We start from the raw sequence: 12,173 nt of genomic DNA on the forward strand, positions 1-12,173 counted from the left end.
CGATCCGCATTAAACAATATGCTGATCGCTGGCGGCTGAAAGCTGGCCGCTAAAATCCCCTCACGGCCGCCCATCAATCACCGATTCAACCGGCGCACGCATTAAATCAGCACGACTGACTCCGAGCATCACGGCGGTCGCACTAGCAATATAAATCGTCGAATAGGTGCCCGAAATCACCCCGATCATCAGCGCCAGCGAAAAGCCGCGTAGACTTTCACCGCCAAAGCTATAGAGCGCCAGCACCACGAATAAGACTGTGCCTGCCGTAATAATGGTGCGCGACATGGTTTCATTGACCGACTGATTCATAATCTCCAGCGGCTCGCCTTTGCGCAATTTGCGGAAATTCTCGCGCACGCGGTCAAACACGACGATGGTGTCATTAAGCGAATAGCCAATCACGGTGAGCACAGCAGCTAACACATTGAGATCAAAATCAAGCTGAAACAGTGCAAACACGCCGAGAATCAAGAGCGCATCATGCAGCGTGGCGGCAATCGCGCCGACTGAGAAGCGCCATTCAAAGCGCAAGGCGACATAGATCAAAATGCCAATCACTGAAAACAGCACCGCTAAACCGCTCTGTTCGGCTAATTCCTTGCCAACCTGCGGCCCGACAAATTCAACGCGACGCAATTCAACCTGTCCGGGTGCAGCATCATTGAGTACCTTGAGCACGCGCTGACTGAGTTCGGCATCATTGACCTCCCCAACCGGCGGAATACGCAGCAAGACATCGCGGGTTGAACCGAATTGCTGCACCATCACCGTACCAAAATCACCGCTGGCTAATGCCGTGCGCACCGCAGCTAAATCAGCCGGTTGACTATAGCCGACTTCAATGAGCGTGCCGCCGGTGAAATCGAGACCGCGATTGAGGCCGAAAATTAACAGCGATAGCAAACTAATTGCCATGAGCGCCCCCGAAAATATCAGGGCACGTCGGCGCTGCGCGAGAAAATCCAGATTGGGCAGTTGAATTGCAAACATAGGTTTTTCTCTCGCTTAGACGGGCAGGCTTTTGAGCCGTTTGCCACCAAACAGTAAATTGATTGCGGCGCGGCTACAGGTAATGGCCGTAAACATCGATGTCACCAAACCAATAGCTAGGGTGACGGCGAAGCCTTTAACTGGCCCGGTGCCGAAACTAAATAACATCAGCGCGGCAATCAGGGTCGTGATATTGGCGTCGATGATGCTCGACAGGGCTTTTTCATAGCCAGCGGCAATACTGGCTTGCGGGGAATTGCCGATGCGGACTTCTTCGCGGATGCGCTCAAAAATCAGTACATTAGCATCCACCGCCATGCCGATAGTCAGCACAATGCCAGCAATGCCGGGCATGGTCAGGGTTGCGCCGAGTAGCCCCAGCACCGCGACAATCAGCACCAAATTCAATAGCAGCACGGCGTTGGCGACCAATCCGAACACGCGGTAATACACGCCCATAAAGAGCACGACCAGCACAAAGCCGATCAGTACCGAGTTCAAGCCCTGATCGATGTTGTCCTGACCGAGGCTGGGGCCGATAGTGCGTTCTTCGACAATCTCAATCGGCGCAGCGAGCGCCCCCGAACGTAGCAGCAGCGCGGTGTTGTGCGCTTCGGTGCTGCTATCGAGGCCAGTCGTTTGGAAACGCCGCCCGAAGGGTTCGCGGATGGTAGCTACGCTGATGACTTCTTCAACTTTGCGCGTGGTTTTGACCGGCTCGCCGTTGACGAGCTTAGTCGTCGTGCGGTTTTCGATGAATACCACCGCCATCGGTTTGCCGACATTCTCGGTAGTGACATCGTGCATCCGGCGGGCGCCCTGACCGTCGAGATTGACGAACACCGCCGGAGTGCCGCTCTGACTATCAAACCCAGCAGAGGCATCGGTAATTTGATCGCCAGTGACGATCACACGCCGCTTGAGCAAGATTGGCTGACCGTCGCGATCTTTGTAGAGTTTGCTGCCAACCGGCATGCGCCCGGCGACGGCATCGGCGACGCTGCCTTCGGTATCAACGAGACGATATTCGAGCGTCGCCGTCGCGCCGAGGATTTCTTTTAAGCGGCCCGGATCCTGTGCGCCCGGCAACTGCACGACGATGCGCCGCTCGCCCTGACGCGCAATGCTCGGCTCGGCGATGCCCAGTGCGTTGACACGATTGCGCAGGGTGGTGATGTTCTGTTCGAGCGCGAAATCTTTGATCTGGCGCTGTTCGGCTTCGGGCAGACTGGCCAGCAGCGTGATGCCGCCTGCGTCATCACTGACGGCAAAGCTCAGACCGGAAAACTCGCGTCTGAGCTGACGTTCTGCCGTGTCGCGGGTGGCGGCATCTTCAAAGATGATCTGGAGACGCTCGCCGTCGCGGTTGATGGCGAGATAGCGCACTTTTTGTTCGCGCAACTGACCGCGCAGATCGTTGCTGTAGCGTTCAATGGCCTGTTCGAGCGCGGCTTCTAAATCGACATCAATCACGACATGAATCCCGCCGCGCAGATCGAGGCCGAGATTCATCGGTTTGAGTCCGAGCCAGCGCATCCAGCCGGGGAGATCAGCCGATTGTGTCAGCGCGGTGCGATAGCGTTCCGAGAGCGTCTGGTCGATGGCATCCTGCGCCTGCAACTGCTCACCAGCGGAGTTAAACCGCGCAAGCAGCTTGCCGCCTTCCAGCACTTCGATGTGCTTGAGCGGCACCTTGGCGTTTTCCAGCGCGGCGGTGATCTCACCGAGGCTGGCGGCGCTAATATTCTGACCACGGGCGGCGGTGATTTCGATGGCTGGATCTTGGGAATAGAGATTCGGCCAGGCCAGCAACAGGCCGACCAAGATGACGCCCAAGATCAGCAGATTCTTCCATAGGGGGTATCGGTTCATTCAGCACTCCAGATTTGGAGAAGAGCGGCTCGCGGTGCGGGCTGGCGGGCGGTGCGCGTGGAGGGATCACCGAACGGCGATCCGCTCCAGAGCGGAAAAGCGCAGGTTAGAGTTCGTGCAAAGTGCCCTTTGGCAGGACGGATTCAACGGCGGTGCGGCGGATTTTGACCGTCATGCCGTCGGCGATTTCGACCAGCGCGAAGTTCTCGCCGATGTCGGCGATGCGTCCAGCCATGCCGCCCATCGTGATGATTTCATCGCCTTTGGTCAGCGATTCGACCATTTTGCGATGCTCTTTTTGGCGCTTGGCCTGCGGGCGGATGAGCAAAAAGTAGAACACTACCGCAAACAGCACCAGCGGCAACAGGGCCATAAACGGATCACCGGCGGCAGGCGCGACGGCTTCGCTCTGGGCTAAAGCATCGGAGATAAACACGCTCATAAGTCAGTTCCTGAGTTCAAGTGTGGCGCGGGTCGTCGGGTTGCATGGGCCGATCCGCGACGGCTAAACGGGCGGGGATTATCGCACAGCGCAGCGGCTGGCGAGCAGCGTAGATCGTTTGGGATCCTGAAGTATGCGTTCAAAAAAGCGCGTTGAGGGTCGATGCTGAAAGCCGAAGGCCGGAGGCTAATAGCTGGAAGCTAAGAACTGCTAGAATCCCGCTGATTCGCCAATCCAGTTTGCTGTACGGATTTCTCCGGTAACTCTATGCCCCACGCCACCGCCTACGCACAGCTCTATGAGTTGTCACGCGCCATTGACGACTCCCGCGAATTGGAACCGCAGCTTCAACGCTTTTTAACCGAGCTAGTCCGACGGCTCGATGCCAGCGGCGCAGCCGTGCTCGAATCGCCCGCGAATGTCCCATCGGGACAGGCTCCGGTTGTGTGCTTAATGCCCGCCGAGCTGCCCCGCGATCCACTCTATGCCGCGTTTTGGGATGATTGGTCATTCAGCACGCTCGAAACGGCGTTAGCTGACTGTCCACCTGGCTTGCCGATTTTGACGCAGAGCGCCACCGGCAGCGTACTGGCCATGTCACTCCCTGGGTTTGGTGTGCTGTTGCTGCTCCGTTCGGCGACCGCTGGGCCGCTCAATCTAGTGCTGCAACAGGGTCTGCCGTTGGTGGCGATGACGGTCGCACTGGCCGCCCGCTGTGCGCGGCGCAGTGCCGAGACCAAACAGCGGATCGAAATGGCACAATTTGGCCGCAGTCAGCGCCTCGCTGATACCGGACGTGAGATCCGCGTTCCGCTAAAAAATATTTTAGAAATCAGTGAGTTGACCTTGCACAGCTCACTAGAACCCGCGCAACGCCACGCACTCGACCTGATCCGCGCCTCAGCGACCACGCTGCTTGAGCAAATCGACGATCTGCTCGATCTGACGCGCATCGAAACTGGGCAAATGACCATCGAGCAGATTCCATTTAATCCCTCGGTGTTAATCGCTGATTTGATTGATGCACTGGCGCTCAACGCCCATCGTCACGGCCGCGAGATCTGCTACACCGCGCAGGATGCCCTGCCCACACACAGCCTCGGCGATCCCAGCCGCATCCGGCAGGTGTTGACGACGCTGTGTCAAGCGATTCTTGCCAGCAGTCACGATGACGTGCTGCACATTCAGACGCGCCGTCTGGCTGCTGAACCGCCGACACTTGATTGGTTACAAATCTCGGTGCTCGGCCTCAAGCCGCCGCTGCTGGCCGATCTGCAAGCCGTGCTGGATCTCACATTGGCCGTCAATGCCATGACCGAACACGGATTTAATGCCAATCATTGGCGGCTGGCCAGTTGTGCGCGACTGATTGAGCATCTCGGCGGACAAATTTGGATCGACGCCACATGCGAGCACGGCAGTCTGCATTTCAGTCTCCCGCTGCAACGGCTCAACACCCGCGAAGCCGCGCCACGTCCCGGGCAAAGCTGGCCAGGTAAACGGGCATTGATTGTCGATAATCAAGCCGTCGTGCGCCGCACACTGGCCTATTGGTTCAAGCAATGGGGACTGGATGTGCAGGAAGCGAGCGGCGGTCGGCAAGCTCTCGAACTTGCGCAGGCCAGTCAACCAGCATTTGATGTGTATGTATTCGATGCGATGCTGCCGGAACTCGACGGCTTTGAACTGGCTGCGCAGTTACGCGCTGGCGTGGCGAGCCAATCCGGGGCACTGGTGATGCTGGCCTCACTGGGGCAACGCGGCGATGCGCAACGCTGCCGCAGTGTCGGGATCGACGCTTTTTTGACGAAACCAGCTTCGCCGCGTGAACTGCGCGAGCTGCTCACCCGTTTGCTCACGCCGCGTGAGATTGTTAGTGATGAGCGCCCGTTGCTCACGCGCCACATGCTGGTTGAGTATCGCCAACGGCTGCGCGTGCTGCTGGTCGAGAGCAGCCCGCTGCATCAAAAGCTGGCCAGCGCCCTGCTGCAAGAATGGGGACACGAAACGCATCTGGCGACGACTAGTGAACAGGCCATCGCACAGTTTCAAGCCGAGCCGTATGATCTGGTGCTACTTGATTTGGCGCTGACGGATGCGGATGGGCTGGAAGTGGCGCACGCGATGCGCCGTCTGGAAGCGCCGACACGCCCGCGCACGCCGATTATTGGTCTAAGCACGCTCGATCTGGACAGCGAACGCCCGCGCTATCTCGAACACGGCTTAGATGACTACATCGTCAAGCCGCTCAATCCGACGGTGTTGGAAGATTTGATTCTGCGTTTTGTGCATGGTGGGTAGCTTTTAGCTACCAGCCGTCAGCTTCCAGCAGTGCTGATCACGAAGCTGGAGCTTCGTGATTAGATTGACCAGATTGAACGCTGATAGCTGGTCGCTCTCTTCACAACCGAAACTGCGCTACCCGCGCTTGTAGCAAGCTGGCCAACCGCGCTAATTCCTCGCTGGCGCTGGCAATGTGTGCCGATCCCGCCGCCGTTTGATCGACAGTTGTGGAAATGGTGTGGATATTGCGATTGATCTCTTCAGCGACGGCGGTTTGCTCCTCGGCGGCGCTGGCAATCTGCCGATTCATGTCATTGATGCTGGCAATTGCCGCGCTGATCGCTTGGAGCGACTCTCCGGCCCGCTGCGCCTGCACCACGCTCTCACGCGCCATATCTTGCCCTTTGGTCATCACCGCAACCGCGCCCGCCGAGCCTTTTTGCACGCGCTCGATTTTTTCTTGAATATCCTGAATCGACGATTGCGTGCGGCTGGCCAATGTGCGCACCTCGGCGGCCACCACCGCAAAGCCGCGCCCTTGCTCGCCGGCCCGCGCTGCTTCGATGGCCGCATTGAGCGCCAGCAGATTGGTCTGCTCGGCGACACCGCGAATCACATCGAGCACGGCACCGATTTCGCTGCTGTCATCCGACAATCGCGCAATGACCTCGCCGGCTGATTCCACTTCTTGCGCCAGCAAATTGATCGCCGAAATCGTCTGCGCGACCACATGGCCACCAGCTTCCGTCTCGCGATCCGTGTCCTGCGCCGCTCGCGCCGCCGCCGCCGCATGGCGGGCGACCTCTTCAACCGTCGCGGTCATCTGGTTCATCGCCGTGGCGACTTGATCGGTTTCCGCCTGTTCTAAATGTACCTGCTGACGGGTCTGCTCACTGTTGGCTGAGAGTTCAACTGCTGCTGCAGCGACCTGTGAACTGGCAGTAGCCACATCACGCAATACCCGCCGCAACTGCTCGACCATCCGCGCCATCGCTGCCAGTAAGCTTGTCTCATCGCCAGCACGGACATGAATCGTTGTCGCTAGATCGCCTTCCGCTAACTGATTGACAATCGCCACCACCCGCGCCGGTTCACCACCAATCTGACGCAGGGTGTCATGCGTGGTCAACCAGCCGAGCACCACCGCCATAATCATTCCGAGTACGATGCCCGTGCCGTAAAGCAGAATCATCAAATGACTTTCGCTTTGCGCAGCCAGCAGGGTGTCGGTCGAGGAGCGATTTTTCAGTGCCACCAGCGATTCGATCAGCACGGCTACACGGTCGGAGAGCAAAAAAATCTCATCGACTCGCTGTGAAAATTGCGCCAGTGCGTCAAAATAGCTTTCCTGACTGGTCGCGTCGATCATGGCGCGGGTCAGGCGTTCGAGTTCGGTGTAATGCTGCCGCCAGGTTGTATAGTCGGATTGCAGCACCGAAAACACGGCCTGTTCATCGACCGATTGCGGAAGCTGTTGCAACTGCTTTAACGCCGCGTCCATAACCGTCCACGAAGCGATACGCTGACGTTGAATCTGTTCGAGCAGCTCGCGGGTACGCGGTGTCCACTGAATCAAACCTTTAATTTCATAGGTCTGACTGCGGATTTGCACGCGCTCGTAGTTGAGTCGATTGAGCTGCATCACCGCTGGCAGGCTCTCTTGGCTCATTGATAATAAATGATTACGCATACTCAGCTCGCCGCGAATACCGAGCAGGCCGAGAATCAAGAGAATTACCGCCATGATGAGAAAACTAGCGGCCAGCTTTACGCTCAAGCGAGTGTTGTTCAACATACAACTTTCCGTCCCAGGACGTGTAAAAAGTGCGGGCGATATAAGCGGGACAGTTTAATACGACTTGGCGTTGGGCGCGTATTATCCGTGATGAGCTTTCAGCCGCCAGCGCGGGCGTCACTCGCGAGACTGCGTGGCACAGTCGGCAGGGGTGGCACGGTCGGTGTGTAGCGGTCAGAATCGCGGCGCGACCAGGACGCGACAGGCGCATAGCTGGCCTGTTTCATCGCATAGAGGGCGCTGTCAGCGCGTTGATAGAGCTGTTCGAGGGTCATGCCTAGTTCGTGCGTTGCCGCTCCGATGCTGGCGCGGATATGGAGGCGCTGGCCGGCGTCGGTCTCGATGCACCGCTGCGTGAGTGCCTGACGAATGCGGGCAGCACACTCGTGCGCGGCATCGAGATCAGTGTTTGGCAAGAGCACGCAAAATTCATCGCCACCCAGCCGCACGCACAGATCCGCCGTGCGCGTGACCGCCATCAAGGTTTCAGCAACACAGCCAAGCACGCGGTCGCCGACTGGATGTCCGTGCGTGTCGTTGACCGCTTTAAAACGATCCAAATCTAGCACCAGCATCGAAAACGGATGTTCGTGCCGCACGCAGTCGGCCAGCCATTGCTCGCCTTGCAGCGTCAGGGCACGGCGGTTGCCCAATCCGGTGAGCGGATCGCGTTCTAATTGACGGGTGATCTGCGCCACATAGAGCGCGTTGCGAATCGCTGGCAGCGCCAGCGATAACCAACCGGCGATGCGCGTCTGTTCAGCGGCTGAAAATCGCTGACTGCGCATCAGCGTTAATGTGCCCAATTCGTGCTCATTACATGTTAAATCGTACTCGATTCGATGGTGTTCGCACTGCCCGTCGCGCAGGGTCTGGCTGTTATCCGGCCCGCGATATTCCCAGCCGCTGAGGGTAACCGTGTCATGCAGACACTGGCTGAGAGTGCCAAGCACTGCGCTTAAATCAAGCGAGGCCGTGACTGCTTGCAAAAAGCGAATTGGGTCAATGCGCTCGGAAGGGTGGCGGCGACTGGGGCCAGCACACGCCACGAGGGAGAGTGGTAGCGCATCGTTTTGTGTTGTGCTGGACACGTGACGCCCTCGCCAAGATGGATCATGTGTCGAGTTATGCGAAAGCTATGCCAGTCGCGGTTAATAGAGGAGCACCGTGCGCGGGTGTTCGCTGGCGGCGACCGAAAACGACGATTCTCTGACGCTTGCCAGCGTGCCTTATCTGGCGCATTGCCACGAACTTGGCAGCGTTTAGCGCAGTTTACACATGGCTGCTGTCATGCGATCCGCTGCGGCTCTGGGGGCGACTGGTCAGCAGCGTCAACACTTGATCGAGGTTGAGTTGCCGCCGCGCCCGCCGTTCGGAGCGGTCGCGCACGCACAGTAACCACGCGCCAGTATTGCCATCGGCGACCAATTCGAGCCAAAACCGCTCGTGTTGCCAATGATCGGCCAGCGGTTCGATTACGGAGCGTGAATTCGGGGATAACGGCTCGTTGCGTTCATATTGAGTGTTCATCGTGTTCCGGCGCTCCACGCACATTAGCAGTAAACAGATCGCTACAAGCCTACGCAACGGTCATGCCCGATTGAGCTGAAAGCTGGCAGCACAAAACCATTTACTCGTATCATTCCGGCACCGCTCATGTTGAGGCTGCTGTTGTATGCCTATGTCACAGTCTGCATCGATGAAAGCCGTCATTCTCGCCGGCGGTCTTGGAACGCGCATTGTCGAAGAATCCCATTTGCGCCCCAAGCCGATGATTGAAATTGGTGGAATGCCGATTCTTTGGCATATTATGAAGCTCTATGCGCATCATGGCGTGACTGAATTTATTGTCTGCTGTGGCTATAAGGGCTATATCATCAAAGAATATTTTGCTAATTATTTTTTGCACATGTCTGATGTCACCATTGATTTAGCGCAGAATCAATTAGAGGTGCATCATCATCAAGCCGAACCCTGGCGTGTGACCTTAATTGATACCGGCGCGGATACCCAAACCGGCGGGCGTTTAAAGCGCGTTGTGCCCTATTTGCGCAATCAAGAGGCATTTTGTTTTACCTATGGCGATGGCTTGAGCGATGTCGATATTCGCTCATTGATTGCCTTTCATCGTCATCACGAACGCTGGGCGACCGTCACTGCTGTCCCCGCGCCCGGACGCTATGGTGCGATTGATCGTGATGGTCAGACCGTGACTGATTTTATTGAAAAACCGCGTGGTGGTGATGGGTTAATTAACGGCGGTTTTTTTGTGTTACATCCGCGCTGTATTGATCTGATTAGCGATGATCGGACTTCTTGGGAAGCCGATACCCTGCCAAAATTGACGGCTCAACGGCAACTGATGGCATTTGAACATCACGGATTTTGGCAGCCAATGGATACCCTGCGCGATAAAACGCATCTTGAAGCCTTATGGGCGTCTGGTGCAGCACCGTGGAAATGTTGGGATTAAGGATTTAATACGCGATGAGTCCGCAATTTTGGTCACAACGTCGGGTATTTATCACCGGACATACCGGTTTTAAGGGCGGTTGGTTGGCACTTTGGTTAGCCGAATGGGGCGCGGAGCTATTCGGCTTTGCGCTTGAACCGCCGACCACGCCGAATCTGTTCACCGTCGCGCACCTGCGGGCGTGCTTTGCTCAGGATGTGCGCGGCGATGTGCGCGATCAAGCAGCCGTGACCGCTGCACTTCAGGCCGCGCAACCAGAAATCGTGTTGCATCTGGCCGCACAACCGCTGGTGCGGGCGGGCTATGCCGATCCGGTCGGCACCTATGCGGCTAATGTGATGGGCACGGTGCATCTGCTCGACGCCGTGCGCCAGTGTCCGAGTGTGCGGGCGGTAGTGATCGTGACGACAGATAAATGCTACGACAACCGCGAATGGTTCTGGCCCTATCGTGAGTGCGATGCGCTCGGCGGGCATGATCCCTATTCCAGCAGCAAGGCAGCGGCAGAGTTGGTCACGCACGCTTATCGGCAGGCATTTTTGGCGACATCTGGGGTGCAGGTGGCCAGCGTGCGGGCGGGGAATGTCATCGGCGGTGGCGATTGGGCGGCGGATCGGCTGGTGCCGGATGTGTTGCGGGCGCTTGATGCTGGGGAAGCGGTGTCCATTCGCTCGCCGCACGCAATCCGCCCCTGGCAGCATGTGCTCGAACCGCTGGCCGGTTATCTGCACTTAGCCGAACGGCTCTACGTACCGGATGCTGCCTGTGCAACCGCGTGGAATTTTGGCCCCGATCCGGCGGATGCTTGGTCAGTGGAACAGGTGGTGCGCTGGTTGTGTGAGCATGGCGGCGGACACTGGTACACCGCGACACAGGTCGGGCCGCATGAAGCCGCTGTGCTCAATCTCGATAGCGCCCAAGCGCGGGCGCGGCTGCGCTGGCGTCCGCGCTGGACGGTGCGCCACGCTTTAGATCATACGCTGCGCTGGCATCAGGCGTGGCGAGCGGGCGCTGAGATGCAGTCGGTGACGCGCCAGCAGATTCGCGCCTATCAAGCTTCTGCGCCTCAATACACCGGCGCAGCTTTATCGTAGCGCAGCCCCTTCTCAGCGGCCTGTTCACGCACCGCATTGAAGATTTGATAATCCAGCGACGTTTCCGCGCCACCTTCAGCCTCAACCCGCGACTTGAGATAGGCGGCACGCTGGGCTGACAGATCTTTAATCTGCTGTTCGAGTGCTTCGCGCTTGGCTGCCTGTTCCGCAATCAACGTGCGTCGCGCTGCGGGCGATAGGTCAGCTAAGGGCGCGGGCAGTTGCGCACTGGGCAGCGCCTCGAGTTCAACGCGACCGCTTGTCACATCCTCAATCAATTCGTTTTCACCTTTCAAACTCGCCTTGCCGCTCTCTGACGCGACGTACTCAGCGCGTCGCGCTAACACCGCAGGCGCAGCCGCCGCTTGCGTGGCTTTAGTCGAGGCCAGTTTTTCTTCTTGCTTGGCGCGGATCTCGGCCTGACCGTAATAGATGCGGGTCGCGTCGAGTTCAGCGGAGAGTTTCGCTAAGGGCGCATCATAAGGCGTAGTGAACGCCACTGCGTTGCCGCTCTGCTCGACCTGAGCATAACTGCCGTTGCCCAGTTGCGCGATGCGTTGCCATTCGCGGGTCGTCTCACTGAGCGTGCCGCATTGAATCGCATTGACGCGAATCCCGCGCCGTTTCGCCGTAGCCAGCGTTTGGGGATAGGGCACATCGTTGGGATAATCCATGTGCGCTGGCGCGTCGCCGACCAAGAAAATCACGCGATACGCCTGCGGGTCTTGGCTCCAGCCGATGCGGTGCAGCGCCTCATGCAGCGCCTGATTGACGTTTTCGGGGCCATCGCCGCCGCCCTGCGCCTGAAGCTGCATCAATTCGGCATGAAGCGCATCGAGATCTTTGGTCAGATCGACTACGCGTGTCACATAATCATCGCCGAGATCACGATACGCGACCAATCCGAGCCGAATTTCGGGCGCAGGTTGCGCAGCGGCCATCGTCGAGGCAATCGACCAGATTTTATCTTTCGCCGCTTGAATCAGCCCGCCCATGCTGCCGGTGGTGTCGAGCACGAACACGGCTTCGATCAGCGGCGTCTGTTGGTTTTGATTGTGGTGTTGATTGAACGGTTGCGCGGCACTCGCGGGAAATGCAGCGAGTGCGGTGAGCAGCAGCGCGGCGGTTAAAGCAAAGCGCGACCGCGTGCAGAACTGAGGTGTCTGAGCAGATTGCATAAGCATAAGCCTAATCCTCATCAAAATCGGATGATCCAATTAT

General features: G+C 58.0%; 10 protein-coding genes. 3 read left to right on the plus strand and 7 right to left on the minus strand.

Translation table 11 applies throughout. From position 1 onward, the window contains the following. Positions 1-60 precede the first annotated feature (60 nt). From secF to yajC, 3 genes are all read right to left on the minus strand, one after another. The gene (gene secF, locus BLW10_RS02885; protein ID WP_091332250.1) at positions 61-993 is read right to left on the minus strand and encodes a protein translocase subunit SecF; all 933 of its coding nucleotides are present in this window, start codon (positions 991-993) and stop codon (positions 61-63) included. Positions 994-1,008: 15 nt separating this feature from the next. Beyond that, positions 1,009-2,865, minus strand: a complete 1,857-nt coding sequence (gene secD, locus BLW10_RS02890; protein ID WP_091332252.1) for a protein translocase subunit SecD — start codon at positions 2,863-2,865, stop codon at positions 1,009-1,011. Between the two features lie 106 nt (positions 2,866-2,971). Continuing rightward, complete coding sequence (yajC, locus tag BLW10_RS02895; RefSeq protein ID WP_091332254.1) at positions 2,972-3,307, minus strand: preprotein translocase subunit YajC; 336 nt, start codon at positions 3,305-3,307, stop codon at positions 2,972-2,974. 267 nt (positions 3,308-3,574) lie between these two features. Here yajC and BLW10_RS02900 point away from each other — a divergent pair, with 267 nt between their 5' ends. Continuing rightward, positions 3,575-5,608, plus strand: coding sequence for a response regulator (locus BLW10_RS02900; protein WP_091332257.1), 2,034 nt, complete (start codon positions 3,575-3,577; stop codon positions 5,606-5,608). A gap of 100 nt (positions 5,609-5,708) precedes the next feature. Here the strand turns inward: BLW10_RS02900 and BLW10_RS02905 are convergent, their stop codons facing one another. The 3 genes from BLW10_RS02905 to BLW10_RS02915 all read right to left on the minus strand — a co-directional run bounded on the left by BLW10_RS02905 (position 5,709) and on the right by BLW10_RS02915 (position 8,915). Then, positions 5,709-7,385: a methyl-accepting chemotaxis protein gene (locus BLW10_RS02905; protein WP_091332259.1), complete on the minus strand. Its 1,677-nt coding sequence runs from the start codon at positions 7,383-7,385 to the stop codon at positions 5,709-5,711. Between the two features lie 98 nt (positions 7,386-7,483). Then, positions 7,484-8,476, minus strand: coding sequence for a GGDEF domain-containing protein (locus BLW10_RS02910; protein WP_091332261.1), 993 nt, complete (start codon positions 8,474-8,476; stop codon positions 7,484-7,486). Positions 8,477-8,657: 181 nt separating this feature from the next. Then, positions 8,658-8,915 (minus strand): hypothetical protein, encoded by a 258-nt coding sequence (locus tag BLW10_RS02915; RefSeq protein WP_091332263.1) that lies wholly within the window; start codon positions 8,913-8,915, stop codon positions 8,658-8,660. A 169-nt stretch (positions 8,916-9,084) separates the two neighbouring features. Between BLW10_RS02915 and rfbF the strand changes: the two genes are divergently transcribed. Then, positions 9,085-9,858, plus strand: a complete 774-nt coding sequence (gene rfbF, locus BLW10_RS02920; RefSeq protein WP_091332265.1) for a glucose-1-phosphate cytidylyltransferase — start codon at positions 9,085-9,087, stop codon at positions 9,856-9,858. Between the two features lie 14 nt (positions 9,859-9,872). Continuing rightward, positions 9,873-10,952 (plus strand): CDP-glucose 4,6-dehydratase, encoded by a 1,080-nt coding sequence (gene rfbG, locus BLW10_RS02925; protein ID WP_091332266.1) that lies wholly within the window; start codon positions 9,873-9,875, stop codon positions 10,950-10,952. Here rfbG and BLW10_RS02930 read toward each other — a convergent pair. Next, positions 10,925-12,136 (minus strand): vWA domain-containing protein, encoded by a 1,212-nt coding sequence (locus BLW10_RS02930; RefSeq protein ID WP_091332268.1) that lies wholly within the window; start codon positions 12,134-12,136, stop codon positions 10,925-10,927. The genes rfbG and BLW10_RS02930 overlap by 28 nt on opposite strands. Positions 12,137-12,173: the final 37 nt, after the last annotated feature.

This window comes from Allochromatium warmingii (assembly GCF_900107145.1).
In the GTDB taxonomy this organism is placed as follows: domain Bacteria; phylum Pseudomonadota; class Gammaproteobacteria; order Chromatiales; family Chromatiaceae; genus Thermochromatium; species Thermochromatium warmingii.

Excerpts from the sequence above, each read along its gene's own strand:
- yajC (WP_091332254.1), bottom strand. The coding sequence starts at position 3,307 with ATGAGCGTGTTTATCTCCGATGCTTTAGCCCAGAGCGAAGCCGTCGCG.
- secF (WP_091332250.1), bottom strand. The coding sequence starts at position 993 with ATGTTTGCAATTCAACTGCCCAATCTGGATTTTCTCGCGCAGCGCCGA.
- rfbG (WP_091332266.1), top strand. The coding sequence starts at position 9,873 with ATGAGTCCGCAATTTTGGTCACAACGTCGGGTATTTATCACCGGACAT.
- secD (WP_091332252.1), bottom strand. The coding sequence starts at position 2,865 with ATGAACCGATACCCCCTATGGAAGAATCTGCTGATCTTGGGCGTCATC.
- rfbF (WP_091332265.1), top strand. The coding sequence starts at position 9,085 with ATGAAAGCCGTCATTCTCGCCGGCGGTCTTGGAACGCGCATTGTCGAA.
- BLW10_RS02915 (WP_091332263.1), bottom strand. The coding sequence starts at position 8,915 with ATGAACACTCAATATGAACGCAACGAGCCGTTATCCCCGAATTCACGC.
- BLW10_RS02930 (WP_091332268.1), bottom strand. The coding sequence starts at position 12,136 with ATGCTTATGCAATCTGCTCAGACACCTCAGTTCTGCACGCGGTCGCGC.
- BLW10_RS02905 (WP_091332259.1), bottom strand. The coding sequence starts at position 7,385 with ATGTTGAACAACACTCGCTTGAGCGTAAAGCTGGCCGCTAGTTTTCTC.
- BLW10_RS02900 (WP_091332257.1), top strand. The coding sequence starts at position 3,575 with ATGCCCCACGCCACCGCCTACGCACAGCTCTATGAGTTGTCACGCGCC.